The sequence below is a fragment of the Nostoc sp. genome, assembly GCF_036916735.1.
In the GTDB taxonomy this organism is placed as follows: Bacteria; Cyanobacteriota; Cyanobacteriia; order Cyanobacteriales; family Nostocaceae; genus Nostoc.
This window is the reverse complement of record NZ_JBALFV010000030.1, coordinates 1-16,212: the sequence shown is the minus strand read 5'-3', so window position 1 is coordinate 16,212 and position 16,212 is coordinate 1. Positions and strand designations below refer to the sequence as shown.

12 protein-coding genes are annotated in these 16,212 nt (G+C 41.0%); 7 read left to right on the top strand and 5 right to left on the bottom strand.

From position 1 onward, the window contains the following. The first annotated feature begins 142 nt into the window (after positions 1–142). Together V7L20_RS07505 and V7L20_RS07500 are read left to right on the top strand one after the other, a co-directional pair. Positions 143–1,459: an AAA family ATPase gene (locus V7L20_RS07505; protein ID WP_334743468.1), complete on the top strand. Its 1,317-nt coding sequence runs from the start codon at positions 143–145 to the stop codon at positions 1,457–1,459. Beyond that, positions 1,444–2,100: an RloB family protein gene (locus V7L20_RS07500; RefSeq protein ID WP_334743467.1), complete on the top strand. Its 657-nt coding sequence runs from the start codon at positions 1,444–1,446 to the stop codon at positions 2,098–2,100. The genes V7L20_RS07505 and V7L20_RS07500 overlap by 16 nt, the downstream gene beginning before the upstream one ends. Positions 2,101–2,235: 135 nt before the next feature. On the opposite strand, the gene ebsA is transcribed toward V7L20_RS07500, so the two are convergent. After that, the gene (ebsA, locus tag V7L20_RS07495) at positions 2,236–2,610 is read right to left on the bottom strand and encodes a type IV pilus biogenesis protein EbsA (RefSeq protein ID WP_334743466.1); all 375 of its coding nucleotides are present in this window, start codon (positions 2,608–2,610) and stop codon (positions 2,236–2,238) included. A 688-nt stretch (positions 2,611–3,298) separates the two neighbouring features. Between ebsA and V7L20_RS07490 the strand changes: the two genes are divergently transcribed. Together V7L20_RS07490 and V7L20_RS07485 are read left to right on the top strand one after the other, a co-directional pair. Further along, positions 3,299–4,705, top strand: coding sequence for a glycosyltransferase (locus V7L20_RS07490; protein ID WP_334743465.1), 1,407 nt, complete (start codon positions 3,299–3,301; stop codon positions 4,703–4,705). A 133-nt stretch (positions 4,706–4,838) separates the two neighbouring features. Continuing rightward, a complete protein-coding gene (locus V7L20_RS07485) occupies positions 4,839–5,198 on the top strand; it encodes a hypothetical protein (protein ID WP_334743464.1) in 360 nt (119 codons plus the stop codon). A gap of 291 nt (positions 5,199–5,489) precedes the next feature. Here the strand turns inward: V7L20_RS07485 and V7L20_RS07480 are convergent, their stop codons facing one another. Further along, positions 5,490–7,541 carry a DNA polymerase III subunit gamma/tau gene (locus V7L20_RS07480; RefSeq protein ID WP_334743463.1) on the bottom strand — a complete coding sequence of 684 codons (2,052 nt, stop codon included), beginning with the start codon at positions 7,539–7,541 and terminating at the stop codon, positions 5,490–5,492. A 664-nt stretch (positions 7,542–8,205) separates the two neighbouring features. On the opposite strand from V7L20_RS07480, the gene V7L20_RS07475 reads away from it, so the two are divergent. Next, positions 8,206–8,892, top strand: coding sequence for a hypothetical protein (locus V7L20_RS07475; protein ID WP_442943511.1), 687 nt, complete (start codon positions 8,206–8,208; stop codon positions 8,890–8,892). A 188-nt stretch (positions 8,893–9,080) separates the two neighbouring features. After that, complete coding sequence (locus tag V7L20_RS07470) at positions 9,081–12,929, top strand: CHAT domain-containing protein (RefSeq protein WP_334743461.1); 3,849 nt, start codon at positions 9,081–9,083, stop codon at positions 12,927–12,929. A gap of 389 nt (positions 12,930–13,318) precedes the next feature. Here V7L20_RS07470 and V7L20_RS07465 read toward each other — a convergent pair whose 3' ends face one another. Both V7L20_RS07465 and recR read right to left on the bottom strand, forming a co-directional pair. Next, positions 13,319–13,513, bottom strand: a complete 195-nt coding sequence (locus tag V7L20_RS07465; protein WP_138502135.1) for a hypothetical protein — start codon at positions 13,511–13,513, stop codon at positions 13,319–13,321. A 196-nt stretch (positions 13,514–13,709) separates the two neighbouring features. Beyond that, positions 13,710–14,267, bottom strand: coding sequence for a recombination mediator RecR (gene recR / locus V7L20_RS07460; RefSeq protein ID WP_244944996.1), 558 nt, complete (start codon positions 14,265–14,267; stop codon positions 13,710–13,712). A gap of 158 nt (positions 14,268–14,425) precedes the next feature. Here recR and V7L20_RS07455 point away from each other — a divergent pair, with 158 nt between their 5' ends. Beyond that, complete coding sequence (locus V7L20_RS07455) at positions 14,426–15,370, top strand: toll/interleukin-1 receptor domain-containing protein (RefSeq protein ID WP_334743460.1); 945 nt, start codon at positions 14,426–14,428, stop codon at positions 15,368–15,370. Positions 15,371–15,593: 223 nt separating this feature from the next. On the opposite strand, the gene V7L20_RS07450 is transcribed toward V7L20_RS07455, so the two are convergent. Next, on the bottom strand, positions 15,594–15,944 hold the full coding sequence (locus tag V7L20_RS07450; protein ID WP_334743459.1) for a histidine triad nucleotide-binding protein: 351 nt from the start codon (positions 15,942–15,944) through the stop codon (positions 15,594–15,596). Between the last annotated feature and the right edge of the window lie 268 nt (positions 15,945–16,212).

The following is a 16,212-nucleotide window of genomic DNA, read 5'->3' as shown; positions in this document are numbered from 1 at the left end:
ACTGCATGTATTAAAGTGTAGTAATAGCTTACACTGGCTGCTAGTTCAGATGATATGTTGTGATAAGAGTGGAGATTTGCCTACCTTTAAGATAAAATTTACGTGAATAAATCACAAAAAAGTCTCTTGTGGGCGTTGAATTATGCTTGTAGATTTTACAGTCGAAAACTACCGCTCAATTAAAGAACCTGTAACCCTAAGTGCGGTTGCTCAAAAACAAAGCGATCGTCAAACAAGCCAAAGCAGCAAACGCAAACGGGTGAAGTCAGATCATGAAATTGCACCTGGATATCATGTTGAAGGGTGGGACATTGAGCTTTTACCTGTTCTGGCAATTTTTGGAGCTAATGCATCAGGTAAAAGTAATGTTATCCAAGCTTTAGATTATTTATTGCTCATAATGGCTTATGGCACACAGCAAGCATTTGCATTCCAGAGAATTTTAAAAAATGCAAAACTAGATCCTTTCAAGTTAGATAGCATCTCTGCTCAAAAACCTACAAGATTTGAATTAAGAACTTTATTTGATAATAATATCTATACTTATTCACTAATAATTAATCAAAATAATATAATCTCAGAAAACTTAGACTATGCTTTAAATACAACTAAGCGTCCACGCCGTTTATTTCATCGTCAATGGGATGATAGTAACAAAAAGTTTATATGGAAAACTGGTGATTATTTTGCTGGTTCCCATAATCAGCTCCAGGATAATCTTAGAGAAAATGAGTTATTTATTAGTACATTAGGAAAACTAAAAGTAGATGTAATTGAGTCTCTATTACGCTGGTTAAAGGTTCGCTGGCTTGGAATTAATTTGGGAAATGAAAAGTATGATATTACCTCAATTACATCACTGCAAGGTACTGATAATCCCATAATAAATGAAATTTTTGAAGAAGCATTGACAATTGTACTAAAATTTGACACAGGATTGTCAAGAATCGATATGGTAAAGAAATATGATGATCCAAGTGACTACAATATATATGCTTTACATAACACCCATGACGGTAATTTAGTCGCTTGGCTTTTTGATGAAGAATCTCTTGGAACTCAACGCTTATTTAGTTTAGCATTTCGGATAGTACTAGCTCTGAAAATAGGAGGATTAACAATTGTCGATGAATTAGGCACAAACATTCATCCTAACATTGTAAGAAGTATTATCAGAAGATTTCAAAATGCCAAAACAAATCCAAAACGTGCTCAACTGATTTTAACTAGTCATGATAATACCTTACAAAGAAATAACTTATTACGCCGTGATCAAATTTGGTTCACGCAAAAGCGCCCCGCTCAAAGCACTGAGTTGTATCCTTTGACTGATTTCCATGTGCGAAATGATTTGGCAATTGATAAAGCTTATTTAGATGGTCGTTTTGGGGCCGTTCCATTTCTGCCATCTGAAGAGGAAATGATTTTACAGGGTGATGAGCAGTGCCAAGAAAGTTAAATCGTCGCCCACCTAGCAGAAATATTGCTCAGAAAATCCTAATTGCTTGTGAAGGAAGTAAAACAGAACCAATTTATTTCAATAGTATTCGCAATGAATTACGTTCATCAACTTTAGATATTATTGTATTGCCTCATCAAAACAAAACTGATCCACGTAGCATTATTGAACGACTCATTGAAGAACGACAGCAGAGGAAAGATACCCAACAGTGGAGTAAAGAAGATGAGGCTTGGGCTGTTTTTGACGGAGATGAGCATATTGAAAAAAGTCTGACAAATTGGCAAAGTGCAATAAATCGAGCTAAAAGCCAAAAGATTAATCTGGCAATTACAAATCCTTGTTTTGAACTCTGGTATCTAATTCACTTTCAAGACCATTTTGCACAAATCACTCGTGATAGGTTAGTTAATTTACTCGAAAAGCATATACCCGACTACGACAAATCAATGTGTTTGTATCCAAAACTATTGAAATCCTTAACTGAACAAGCGATTCAGCGTGCTGAGAAGATGGCAAAGCAGATAGAACGTAATGAATTATCTGAGCATTCAAATCCCTGCTGTAGTGGCTTGCCTAAACTAATTAGTAGTTTGTTAAGTTTAAAGAATAGAGAAATTACTGAAAATAATTTTAATTAGCTTTTATATAATTATTGTTTGTTATAAAAACTTAAAATGCTTGTAAGCGATGTCTGACGGCAAGTTGCTTTGCGTCTACGCAAGCAAGAATCTTTTAAAGACAAGCCGAACTTACAAAAGTCCGGCTGAGTTTAATTAATCGTCTATACGCAGTAGCTTCCGATAAAACGGTTGTGAAAAATCGATTGCACGATAACGTTTATAATTATCCATAACTTCAATTAAAAAATTAATAAACTCGAAACTAGCCATCATCAGTTCGTAACTCAGTTCAGCATTGCCATCAAACTGGATTCGGCAACGGGTTAAGTCTGAGGGTAAAGTCGCAACATTCCAAGAGGCGACAAAGGGGACATGTTCACTAGCTTCTATCTTCCGGTGTCCCTCCAAAACCCCTTTTTGATAAAGACTGATGGCATAGGGTAAGAAATTGCGTCTAGCGCCCTGAATGTAAGGTAAGTAAACACTGGCTTGTTGTTGAGTGACAGGCTGGAGTTGGTCAATAGACATTGTTAAATATGCCAATTGGGGATATTCGTGGATGTGAGTAGTATTCCCAAAAGATGTGTCTAAACCACATAGTAGGGAGTGGGTACAAGGGGACAAGGGGTGAGAACTTGCAACAAGTCTTTCCCCTTGTCCCTAATTCTCCTTGTCCCCAAGTCCTCTTCTCAATCCTCAATGACGGCAGTTGCTCCACTTGGGGAAACCCCAAGACCGCACTGCCTCCCCTATGCCCCAAAAATGAAGTTACTGCTAAGAAATATTAAAATTTCGGTTAGAATAATGCTGCATTAACTTTTATAGAAGCTGGGGAAAATAACACTAAAAATTCCCACTGTAAAGTGGTGGATGTTATTATTGCTGTTTCTCCCAACAACGAGCTGCTACTACCTTGTTATTACTTTGCCCAAAACGGAGTTCTCATTGAAGAAAGTCCCACTCTACAAGCTTCCTGCCTAAATGGCTATCAAAGGAATCAAGCCTCTGTCTAAGAGTAGCAAAGGTGGTTAATGCGAGGTAATTACGCAGAGTGGCGGTGACAACAAAGGTAGTCCTAGCGGCTTTTGGCTTAGGGATAGCGGGTATTGCAGTTTGCCCATTCCGATTAACATCGGGAAAAGTAGATTAGGGATATTTGTCCGTAAAATTACTAACTGTAGACAAATACTGGTTTTTGAATCAAGCAACCTAACCTATGCCAGCGAATTCCTGGCCCGAAGAAAATTCTTATCAAGAGCTTGATCCGCTCAACTCCTTGTTGTCTGACCTATCAGCAGATGAGGAGTCAGTGTTAGAGACAGATCCTGTGTCTTTAACATCCCGGTTTCAAGGTCGTAGACGCAAAGCGGCTCTAGTTTTGACTATCGTCTGGAGTGGCACGATCGCTCTACATTTAGTTTCTTGGGCTTCTATATTTATTCTAGGACTGACCACTATTCTAGGATTTCATGCCTTGGTGGTAGTGTTTACTAAATCCCGTCATTATCCAAAAGAAATACAGGGAGATTTGCCCTCTGTATCTGTGCTAGTGGCTGCGAAAAATGAGGAAGCGGTAATTGCTAAATTAGTTAAAAATCTTTGTAGTTTGGAATATCCAGCTGGGCAGTACGAAGTATGGATAATTGATGATCACAGCAGTGATAGCACGCCAGGTTTATTAGCAGAACTCCAACAGAAACATGACCAATTGAAAGTACTAAGGCGTTCAGCAGAAGCTAGTGGTGGCAAATCGGGAGCGTTGAATCAGGTATTGCCTCTGACAAAGGGCGATATTATAGCAGTATTTGATGCTGATGCCCAAGTGACACCAGACTTACTGCAACAGGTAATACCTTTATTTCAAAGAGAAAAGGTGGGGGCGGTGCAGGTGCGAAAAGCGATCGCCAACGCTAAAACAAACTTTTGGACTAAGGGTCAAATGGCCGAAATGGCACTTGATACTTGGTTTCAGCAACAGCGAACCGCCCTTGGTGGCATTGGCGAACTGCGCGGCAATGGTCAATTTGTCCGGCGTTCAGCCTTGGAAAGCTGTGGTGGTTGGAATGAAGAAACCATTACCGATGATTTGGATTTGACAATCCGCCTACATTTGGATAAATGGGATATTGAGTGTGTTTTCCATCCAGCAGTGCAAGAAGAAGGAGTGACAAGTGCGATCGCACTTTGGCATCAGCGCAACCGTTGGGCAGAAGGCGGTTATCAACGCTATTTGGATTATTGGGATTTAATTCTCAAAAACCGCATGGGAGGGCGCAAAAGCTGGGATTTGCTGATGTTTATGGTGATTATGTATATTTTGCCAATAGCAACGGTCCCAGATTTATTAATGGCGATCGCTCGTCATCGCCCACCGATGTTAAGTCCGATCACAGGCTTATCCGTTACTATGTCGATGGTAGGCATGTTTACAGGTCTAAAACGGATACGTCAAGATCAAAAATTCCCACTTTCTACATATTTTATGATGCTGGTGCAAACCCTGCGTGGCAATTTATATATGTTGCACTGGTTAGTCGTCATGAGCAGTACTACCGCCCGGATATCGGTAAGACCAAAGCGCCTGAAATGGGTGAAAACTTTGCATACCGGGAATGAAGAATAGCCCCTTTAGGGAATTAAAAATAACAGAGGCAGGAGGCAGGAGCAATAATGCCCTCTGCCTCCTGCCTTTTTCACTGTAGACTATAATATTCACACTTCATTTTTTCTTCCGAAAAAGCTAGACCCTGATGAAAATGAATGAAGAACAATGGCGGCTACTTAGGGAAGAACACTGGTTACTGCTTAAGCAGCAATTTCCCATTGGTCGCAAGTTTTGGGCAAAAGTAGGAAAAATTAGACCTTTTGGCATATTTATAGAAGTTGATGATTTTCCGAAGGATAGCTATAAGTATATAGGTTTAATTCATATTGGACCTATTTTTCACTACAAAGAGGAATGTAAACCACTACCTCTAGATTATGCTCAGTGGCCTCAAGAGGGCACGTGTATTTATTGTATGGTTTATTATTATAGAGAAGAACACGACAACAATGATGGACAAATTAGCTTACGTTGGCTGGGAGAAACCAGTCAATATCGACCTGAGGCATAGCGATTATCCCTCACTTTAGAAGCAACTATTATTAGATGGGACTTTCAAAGAATAAATTACTCAACAAAAATCGATTCTACAACATATTTTATGGTATAAACAAACAACTCACGAATTAAATAAAGTAAACTTAACTAGTAATAAAACTCAAAATCCAAGTTTGATATAACTGTGTAGTATTTTCTTAAAACTAAAATTATGAGTAAGATATAATTAGTAACATCAGCTATTATTTTTCCACACAAAATAACTTTTATTCTTTTGCCAGATTTTAATTCAATATTAAGAGCATTATTGATCATCAACTTCTGATTCTTCTACCCACTCAGGTGTAGTTATGGAATCTGAGAATTCTGGGAAATCATCTGCGAACCGGATAATTTGTCCGTTGAAAAATTCTGCTAGACGTTGAGCTGCGATCGCTACTTCGTCAGGTTCCCAATCAGGTGCGGGTGTTCGCTTTGGAGTTGGAGGCAAAGCTTGCACGCCATTTCCATTAAGGCCATTTCCATTTGCCCCATTTCCATTTACACCATTTCCATTTTTTGCTGTTGTCGATGCTGATGGTGGAGTGATTGGCTGTGGTGCTGGCGCTGGAGACGGAATTTGCTGCTTATAACTGAGAGTTGGTGGTTGCTGAACATGAGTAGAGTCCTTTGGAGGTGGATCTTTTTTAGCTGGGGTAGGAGTTGTAGAACTGACTTGTTCTAGATTTATCTGAACTTCACGTTGAAAAGTTTGCTGGAAAGCTGCTTTCATCATCGGGAGATCAGATTTAAGTGTTTCATACCATTTAGACCCTTTAACAGTAATACGTGCTAAAGTACCGTTAAACTCTATTAGCTGGCACATTTGCCCCAGTAAAGCTTGCCTGGAAGGCATCGGAAAATTAGCACGCACTTGTTGCCAAACCTGAGTTAAGTCATATTGTTCTTCCTCAATCACTTCTGAAGCTACTGGTTCAACGTTCGCAGGTGGCACGGGTACAGATACCGATTCTGGGGTTGGTGGTGAAACTGAGTTAGCAGCAGAATTGTGATTTGTTTGCCGTTCAACTGGAGAAGATGAAGTGACGGGCTGATTTTGGGCAGTCGCTAGATGATTAGGTGATGCAGAATTATGATTTTTTTGCGGTTCAGCTACAGGTAAAGAAGAGACTGCGTGATTTTGGGCAACTGCTGGAGGATGGTTTGGAGATACAACAAGTGTGTTGACTCGCTGCGTGATACTTGGGGCTTGTGGCTGAATATTCGTCGCACTGGGTAACAATCCTAGTAATGTTACTTCCAACCACAAACGCGGCTGGGTGCTGTTTTTAATTTGCACTTCAGCTTCTCGCAAATGTTTTTGTCCTGCCAAAATCACACTCATATCGAAGTATTGAGCAAACTCAACCAACGCTGTCCAGGTTTGCTGAGTACAAGCAACCAAATCGTGGCGATTAGGTGCTGTTTTAGCAATCAGTAAATCGCGGTAAAAAGCAGCGAGATTTTGCAGAAGAGTTAGCGGTTCTCGACCACGGTCTAGAATGTGGTGAATATAGTCTAGAACTGCTTCGGGTTTATCTTGAGCGATCGCATTTAAAAGCGCTAGCAAGTCTTGTTCGCTTACTGTCCCCACCAAATCCCAAACTCTATCCGGTGTCACCTCACCCGCTAACAAACCCAATTGGTCAAGCAAACTTTCGGCATCCCGCAACCCTCCTTGAGAAAGTTGGGCTACTAAAGTTACAGCGTCGGGTGAAATATGAATGTTTTCATAAGATGCGATCGCATTTAAATGCTTCACCATCGCCTCTAACTGAATGCGTCTAAAATCAAACCTTTGACAGCGCGAAATAATCGTTGGTAACACCCGTTGTGGGTCTGTTGTCGCCAATACAAAAACTACATGTCTTGGTGGTTCTTCTAATGTCTTTAGTAGCGCGTTAAATGCCTGGGTACTGAGCATGTGGCACTCGTCGATTACATAAACCTTGTAGCGACACTGCACAGGAGCAAACTGGGCTTTTTCAATTAACTCGCGGATATTATCGACACCAGTGTTGCTAGCGGCGTCTATTTCAATTACATCTAAGGCATAGCCCTTGGTGATCCCCTGACAAACCTCACACACGCCGCAGGGTTGGGCAGTGGGCAAGTCACTTTTGAGACAATTGAGGGATTTAGCCAGAATCCGGGCACTAGAAGTTTTCCCCGTACCTCTAGGCCCAGTGAATAAATAGGCGGGGGCGATTTTGGATGTGCCGATCGCATTCGTGAGGGTGGTAGCGATCGCCTCTTGACCCACCAGTTCAGCAAAACTCTTGGGGCGATATTTGTGGTGCAGGGGTTCATAAGACATGGAAATACAGACTTCAATGCCTTTCAAAGTTAATTACTAGCACCGAGTCGAGTTTAGGATTCAATTATTTTAAACTCTCGTACCTGCTTTGTTTATCGATTTTGCCATAGCGCGAGACTCAACTAATGCCGTGAATTTTGGCACTCAGGAAACTTGCAGCCAGAGCATATCCTCTACTATGATTTCAACATCAATGTATGGGAATTATAGCATATTTTTTAGTACATTTGTTCTATAAAAAAATTGGGAGTAGGCAAGAATAACTATTGCTCAATCAGGACTTACGCACTCAGATCCCCCAACCTCCTTAAGGGGCTAAGGGGATCTACGTTTCAGGCTTCAGTGCTTTCAAGAATTTTATCGGCTTCTATGTAGAGGAGAAAGTTGCTGTGAGTTTTTCCTCTGTGCCCAATGACGCTAGTCGCTCATGGGAGAAGACCGCTCTGGCTTTGCAATAATGCACTAATATAGCAAGGTGGAAGTCAAAAGTCAAAAAGCTTGTGTTGTCAGCTTTTCCCTGATTGTGAATGGTATCTCTATTTACGCCGTACTGTACTAAAGAAAAAAGAGATTTCCTGTCTATACGTTTTATTGACTGAACTAACGCCATAGTCCAGTGCGATCGCTACAATCTTAGGATAAGCAAAACTTAATGGTGCAGCAGATGCTCAAGCGGCTATTTCAATGGTTCAAAAAGCTTTTTCAGAACTTGTTTGGTGTAAAACAGACTGCCTCAAAATCTAGAGGAAATGTGCCAAAAGAACCAGCGCCACCCCTAACCGATACCGATCTGGAATTTCTCTTCAACGAACTGTTGCAAGGAGTACATCAAGCACGAGGGGAAGCGTGGGCACAAAAGTGGCTGCATAATATTGAACATCGCATCCCAACTGAAGACTGGGTTGAGTGGTTAAGGCGTTTTGGCGACAGATTGCTAGCATCACCTACACCCAATAATGAAATAGCTGCACGTTTAGTGCAATTGGGTGAGTTGAACATTGGCGAAATCGGAGATGTTGCCTATAGTATCGGGATGCAGTTGTTGACACGCAATCAAGGCGAACCAATTTGGGAATATGAAGGGCCAGATACTTTTAGCACAACGATACCATCTGAGCCAACCGCACCCATCTCAGAGTCAGTAGAGACCCCAGAAAACCTGCCAGAGGGAGAATACCAAACTGTTACCCTAGAAGAGTTATTTGCAATGTTGCAGCAGGATGAAAACTTACGCCAGCAGATTGCTCAACAGCTTGCCGTTGATACAGACGATCCAGAAGTGCTTGTCCAGGCATTAATCAATCAATTATATCTTGCCGGTCAATCGACTACAGAGCAAACAGAAAATTAACTACTTGGCATCAAGAGTCGAATCTGGAAATTGTAACGTTGTAATACTATACTCTTGAAGTTTTGTATATTTTTTGCTAACCTGCGACAGAAGCTCTGTCTCGAGCTAATGGATTTTTACGTAATTGATGATTTTTTTAACATAACGATGGCTACAATCTAGAAAAACAAAATCCAATAGTGTGGCAGATGCTCAGGCGGATATCGCAGTCGCTTAGAAGGTTTTTAAAGCGCCTCATTGCAAGTAAGCAGGCTAGTTCTCTCAAGGATGCGAGAGGACATAATCTGGTGGAGATGCTACCAGAACTAACCAATGCGGATCTGGAACAATTGTTTATCCAATTGTTAGAAGGCGTGCATCAAGCACGAGGACGACAGTGGGCATTGAGGTATCTGCAACGGGTAGAAAATCGCATTTCGGCTGAACGCTGGATAGACTGGTTGATGATGTTTGGCGAAAGCTTGCTAGCTTCACCAGCACCAAATCCGCTTTTAGCAACAAAGATGGTGCAATTGGGGGAACTTGGTGTTGGCAGAATTGGAGATGTTGCTTATGACATTGGCATCCGGCTGCTGCAAAACTCACCTACACAGATAGAGGATAAGGAGAATTATCCAGAAGAGAATTTAGAAATCACTCATGGGGAAGAACTGATCGGCAATTTAGGCGAGCAGTTATGGGAGTATGATGAACCAAATGTCATAGAAACTACTCCTGGGCAAGAACTGATCCGCAATTTAGGCGAGCAGTTATGGGAGTATGATGAGCCAGATGTGGTAGAAATAACAACCGATGAAGAAATTATCCCAACTTCGCCTGGGCAAGAGTTAATCCGCAGCTTAGGTGAGCAATTATGGGAATATGATGAGCCAGATGTTGAACCAATAACGTCAGCGCCTGAAAATGCCTCTTTTGAGGAAACATTCACCGAGAATTTAGAGCAACTGGTATTGGAGTATCAAAGGGAAGATGCCCAAACCACAATACCTGAAAATTTCCCTCTCCCCGCAGCAGAAGATTCAATCACCTCATTAGCCCAACTGAGGTTCGATGATGAAGTTGTTCAACCTACAACAGGAGTAAATCTCCTTTCCACTAGACAAAGAAGTGAATTAACAACTTCTCCCTCAGTGGAAACCTGGGATAACACTTTGACCAATTTAGAGCCAAATGTGGCTAATACATTAGATGAGTTGTGGGTGAGATTGGATCAAAGTACCAATTTAGTCGAGCAACTTGCTTATAATTTGGCAGTTCAAAGCAGCAATTCTTCTGGAATAATTGGGCGACATGGCGATGATCCTATTACCCAGGCTCAAGGGTGGTTTTATCAAGGTCTAAGCCAAGCGAAAACAGGTGATTTGTTAGGCGCGATCGCATCTTATGACAAAGCCATCGAACTTCAACCAGAATTATCAGAATATTGGTTTAACCGAGGCTTGACGCTGTTCCATTTAGAACGTTTTGATGAAGCGATCGCATCTTACGAAACCGCCACACGACTGAAACCCGACTTCTACAAAGCTTGGTACAACCGGGGTGGAACTCTCGGAGAATTAGGATACTTTGAAGAAGCGATCGCTTCTTTTGACAAAGCTATAGAAATCAAGCCAGATTACCAAGAAGCTTGGTCTAGCAAGGGTTTGGCACTGCTGAAGTTAGGTTGGCTACCGGAAGCTATTTTTAGTTATGACCAAGCGCTACATTTGGAACCAGAAGACCAAGAAAATTGGTATCACCGTGGTATAGCCCTAGCTGTCAGCGAACAATTTAACGAAGCGATTATATCTTACGATAAAGCGTTAGAAATTAACCCAGACTATCACGAAGTTTGGATAGACCGGGGTGTAGTGCTGTTTAATTTGGGAAGATGGTCAGAAGCGATCGCCTCTTGGGATAAAGCACTATCAGTTCAATCCGACTTCTACTTAGCTTGGTACAACCGGGGTATAGCGTTAGACAACTTAGGACGTAGACAAGAAGCGATCGCCTCCTATCAACAAGCGATCGCCATCAAACCAGACTTCCACTTAGCTTGGTATAATCAGGCAGTAGGATTGTTTTATTTAGAACAATTTGCCGAAGCGATCGCCTGTTATGACAAAGCTTTGCAAATTAAACAAGATTATTGGGAAGCTTGGATTGGTCGAGGAACTGCGATCAGTAATTTAGTGAACTCTGAAGCATTACTGATTTCGAGTAGTATCACAGCGACAAATCCCACCTTACAACAGGGCGGCTACGAAGGGAAACTAGCCAGCTACGAGGAAGGGTTAAAGCATCTGCGGACAGATACCCATCCAGAAGGTTGGGGTAGATTGCATTTTGCGGTCGCTAATACTTACTACGACCAAGGTAAAAAAAATACTAATCCTCGTGATTATTGGCGCAAAGCCGCATCTGAGTACCATCAAGCGCTATTAACCCTCACACTAGAATATTTTCCCCAGTTGCACCTAGAGGTTTTACAATCTCTAAGCAAAGTCCTGATGGGTTTGGGACAAATAACACAAGTTCAAGAATTGCTGCAACGCGGTACAGATTTATTGCGACAATTGCTGAGTGAAGAAACTGCTTCAGATGAAAGTAAAAAACAGTTAGCCTTGAAATTTGCAGGCTTTAACCAATTGGCAGTTGATTTAGCAGTAGAGTCTGGTGATTTAGTTGAAGCCTGGGAAATTGCTGAACAAGGCAAAAATGCTTGTTTAAACTGGCTACTTTATGGCTGGAATGATCATATTTACTCGCCTTATTATGGGGCAATTCAACAACTATTTAATCCCACAACAGCAATTATTTACTGGCATATTAGTCCAGTCGCCTTACACACATTTATTCTCAAAGACCAAGCGCCATCACCGATCCTCCTATTTACACCCATGCAAGATACTGGGGCAATACCTTTAGGAGAAGATGCTATTCGTCTAAATGAATTACCTCTACCCGAAGCAGTACAACGCCTAATTGAATTTGAAACTTGGCTAGAAGATTGGCATCAACAATACCAAGAATATCGCAGCACAGCCCAAGACAAAGAAAGTAAAAACCAGCATTCTTGGCGAGTTGATATGGAACAAAAGCTGTCACAATTGTATGAAATTCTGAATATTTCTACAATTGCACAGGAACTTGAAGGGATTACCCAACTAGTTTTAATTCCTCACCGTGACTTGTACAGATTGCCCATTCATACCCTTTTCCATCTTCCTTCCCCATCACCGGAAGCATTGCCAAATGTGGAGTCAAATTTCAGCGTTACCTACCTACCTAGTGCCCAAATAGGTTTATCAATAAGAACTGAAGATATCTGGCAGTGGCAAAATCAATTATTGCTCAGTGTTGAACATCCAGAAAATACAGGTTATCCCACACTGAAATTTGCCAAACTTGAGTCGGAAATTGTTAACCAGATGTTCAATAATATCCAACGAATTCAAGGTTTAGAAGCCACGAAAGATATTGTTAAAAACGCCTTATTTGATAATTATAACATCTTTCATTTTGCAGGTAATGTCATTAATAATTTGGTTGAACCAAAAAAATCAGCATTAGCATTAGCAGGTGAAGATAAACTTACTTTAAATGAAATATGCCAACAAAATCCAGCAAGTTACAACCTTATTACTCTCTCTGCTTGTGAAAATTTAATTACTAGCAACCATACTATCAGCAGCGAATATGTGAGTTTAGTGACAGGTTTTGTGAGTCAAGGCGTTCCTCATGTAGTAAGTACTCTCTGGAGTGTAGAGTCTTCAGCTAGTGCTTTGGTAATGATAGAGTTTTATCGACGATTACAGCCTAATAAATCAGCAGTTACGGCCTTAGCTGAAGCAACCAGATGGCTGAAAGAATTAACTGCTGGAGAACTGACAAAATGGTATGAAGATGTCTTGAATAATCTGCATCCTGAAGAAGTACGAATTCAAACTTATTTAGCGACACAAGTATATAGAAATAGTAAAATTGCATCAGATAAAAATCTTTATAATCATCCTTACTACTGGGCAGCATTCACGATTACAGGTAAGCCGAATTAATCTTTTGTACTGCTGCTAAAACTGCTGTTTTATTCCCCGCCGATTCTGACTTCTTAGAGCTAGAAGTTTTATTTCCAGAGGAAGACTAGCTCAAGCAACAGCAGTTAGTGTTTGAGACCTAGTACTAATACACATCGGCAGAAATAAACTACCCATTCCAAATCGCTCAAAGCCGCAAAATTCAAGCTTTTTGACTTTTGACTTCCGCGCAGGGTACTAGTAGATTCTTCAGGTTTTTTCCCAGAACTATCTAGCATCAGCACTGTAAATAACGTTAGTTTTGGTCGTTACGGTGGACTAAATAATCAGGTATTCAATCCACCATTGTTGAGTTTAGTTACTAATGAGAGCCGACGTAGTTAAACCTTGACTCGTCATCAGAGTCAGCTTTACTCCTGATCAATTTTTTCGATATCATCAGGTGTACCAGTGGCAGAAATTTTTGATGTGCCAGATTTACCTGCACCTGAGTTGCCGCCAGAAGCGCCAGCACCCCCTGAGTGTTTAGAATCGGTGTTCCCTTGTTCTTCTTGAAGCTGTTCAAGGCGGTTTTTTTCTTGAGCTTTATCTTTTTGGTCAGCCATATCTTATTTACATTTTTTACGTAGCGATCGCTTTTAACTCTACCATTTTCCCAATTCTTGCGACACCAGAGGCAAAATCTCTTTGCACACATGGCACTGCCTCAACATTTACGTGCTGGCAAACGTGATTTTAACAGAATTAGTGGGGCGATGAACAGGAGCGAAAGCTGGCTTTAAATCTAAAGTTTATTTAAGCCTAATCTAACTCCCGGCGTCCTTCCAATGCCCTTGCCAGGGTCACTTCGTCGGCGTACTCCAAATCACCACCTACAGGCAAACCAAAAGCAATCCGCGTCACCTTGGTAAATGGTTTCAGCAGTTGACCGATATACAGTGTTGTTGTCTCCCCTTCTACACTGGGACTAATTGCCAGAATTACTTCTTGAGGTTTTTGCTGACTCACCCGGCGTTGCAAAGCAAGTATAGTCAACTGTTCTGGCCCAATTCCATCAATTGGCGAAATCACCCCACCTAAAACGTGATATTTGCCTTTGTATTCACGGGTTTTTTCCAGCGCAATCACATCACGGGGATCTGCTACAACACAAATAGTTTTGTTGTCACGATTGGCATTGCGGCAGATTTCACAAACAGGTTCAGCAGATAAGTGAAAACAAACAGAACACAAGCCTATCTGTTTTTTTGCCTCAATCAGCGCATGTGCCAAAGCTTCTACTTCTGCTTCTGGTCGCTTTAAAATATGCAAAGCCAGTCGTTGGGCAGATTTGGGGCCAACTCCCGGTAGGCGTTGCAATTGCTCAATTAACCGTGCTAAAGGGCGTGCGTAAACCGTTGTCTTGTCTCCAGAATGTTTTTACCATAACTATGATGACATTCTTACAGAATTTTGGAGTAGTCATTTAATTCATCACAGCTAAAATGGGAATCTTGGTAGCGAATGGACGTTTGTAAATGGGTTATTATACAGAATTTAAAGGAAGTTTCCAACTAGATAAACCACTTAAAGCAGAACATCTAGCTTATCTCAAAGCGTTCAGTGACACCCGACGTATGATGAGGCTTATTACTAAGCTAGAAAAAATTCGTGATCCTATTCGAGAGGCTGTAGGTTTACCTATAGGAGCAGAGGGAGCTTACTTTGTAGGAACTAGCTGTAAGAATGATCAAGAACATCGAGATCCTTCTATTTTAGATGGAAATATTCCTCCAAGTGAGCAGCCTAGTCTATGGTGTGATTGGACTCCCAACGATGATGGAACAGAAATTATTTGGAACGAAGCAGATAACTTCTATTGCTATACTGATTGGTTGCAGTATCTAATTGAAAACTTTTTTACTCGTTGGGGATACAGCTTGACTGGTAGCGTTCATTGGGAAGGTCAAGACCCAAATGATTATGGCATTATTTGTGTTAAAAATAACCTAGTCGAAGTCTTTGGCGCTATCGTAATTACTAATGCATCTGGTGACATCAGACAACTGCGGGCTTTCTTATGCCATGCTTCTGATGACAAATCTGAAATGGAAAAACTCTACAATAAGCTATGTGAAGATCATATTGATCCTTGGCTCGATAAGAAAGCTTTAATACCTGGTCAAGATTGGAAGCTAGAAATCACAAGGGCTGTGCGTAATTCTGATGTTGTAATTGTTTGCCTGTCACATCGATCCATTAACACAATTGGTTTTGTTCAAAGGGAAGTAAAATTTGCATTAGATGTGGCTGAAGAACAGCCCGAGGGTAGCATCTTTATTATTCCGGCAAAGTTAGAAGAGTGCGATATTCCTCAAAGGTTACACCAATGGCAGTGGGTAAATTTGTATGAGGAAGACGGTTATGAGAGATTATTACTAGCTTTGCGAGTGCGAGCAGAGGCACTTACCATAAGTGAATAATTTGCGCCTTAAAGGCATGGATTTTAATTTGAAGGTACAAAAAAGAAGATACTCTTTAATTTCTCTTTTACCAAATACTTCTAAAAACAAAAACGCTCCCTGTTTCCAGAGAGCGGTTTTTAATTTAGCTAAACTTCAGAATTAACTGTTGATAGCAGGAGCAGTTAGTTTTTTAGTGATGAATCGCGTCTAGAGACACAATTCATCCGGTTTTATGGTTTTATCAACCAGGCGGCCAGTTCAACTGCCGTCCTCCTAAAATATGCAGATGTAAGTGGTGGACTGTCTGGCCACCATCATCACCAGTGTTGATGACAACTCGATAACCGTTTTCCAGTCCAGCTTCTTTTGCAACACGTTTGGCAGTTAATAAAAGATGCCCTAACAAAGCATGATCCTGAGATTCAGTATCAGCTAGTGTGGGAATGGGTTTTTTGGGAATAACGAGGATGTGAACAGGCGCTTGGGGATGTATATCTTTGAATGCTAAGGCTAAATCATCCTCATAAACAATATCAACGGGAATTTCCCGACGAATAATTTTGCTAAAAATCGTTTCTGTAGTTTCACTCATACCAATCTACCTACTCATCTGCTAGAGATTTTAAAGGTTTACTGTAGCGACTAGATCATTCACAAAAAAAACTTTTGCAAGAGTTTTTATGATTAGAAGTGCATAGAAGCAAAGCGGTGATGGGATGGCAGTCTTCTATTAAAGGGAGAGGCTAAGAGCGATCGCGGTTAACTTATAGCAATCGCCAAGGCGATTAGGACAGACAGTATAATCGATGAGTAAAGTAAAACTAGATACCGATTAAGCGTACAGCCCAAGGAAAGCTGAT

Excerpts from the sequence above, each read along its gene's own strand:
- V7L20_RS07450 (WP_334743459.1), bottom strand. The coding sequence starts at position 15,944 with ATGAGTGAAACTACAGAAACGATTTTTAGCAAAATTATTCGTCGGGAA.
- V7L20_RS07455 (WP_334743460.1), top strand. The coding sequence starts at position 14,426 with ATGGGTTATTATACAGAATTTAAAGGAAGTTTCCAACTAGATAAACCA.
- V7L20_RS07465 (WP_138502135.1), bottom strand. The coding sequence starts at position 13,513 with ATGGCTGACCAAAAAGATAAAGCTCAAGAAAAAAACCGCCTTGAACAG.
- V7L20_RS07490 (WP_334743465.1), top strand. The coding sequence starts at position 3,299 with ATGCCAGCGAATTCCTGGCCCGAAGAAAATTCTTATCAAGAGCTTGAT.
- V7L20_RS07475 (WP_442943511.1), top strand. The coding sequence starts at position 8,206 with ATGCTCAAGCGGCTATTTCAATGGTTCAAAAAGCTTTTTCAGAACTTG.
- V7L20_RS07485 (WP_334743464.1), top strand. The coding sequence starts at position 4,839 with ATGAATGAAGAACAATGGCGGCTACTTAGGGAAGAACACTGGTTACTG.
- V7L20_RS07505 (WP_334743468.1), top strand. The coding sequence starts at position 143 with ATGCTTGTAGATTTTACAGTCGAAAACTACCGCTCAATTAAAGAACCT.
- V7L20_RS07470 (WP_334743461.1), top strand. The coding sequence starts at position 9,081 with ATGCTCAGGCGGATATCGCAGTCGCTTAGAAGGTTTTTAAAGCGCCTC.
- V7L20_RS07480 (WP_334743463.1), bottom strand. The coding sequence starts at position 7,541 with ATGTCTTATGAACCCCTGCACCACAAATATCGCCCCAAGAGTTTTGCT.
- ebsA (WP_334743466.1), bottom strand. The coding sequence starts at position 2,610 with ATGTCTATTGACCAACTCCAGCCTGTCACTCAACAACAAGCCAGTGTT.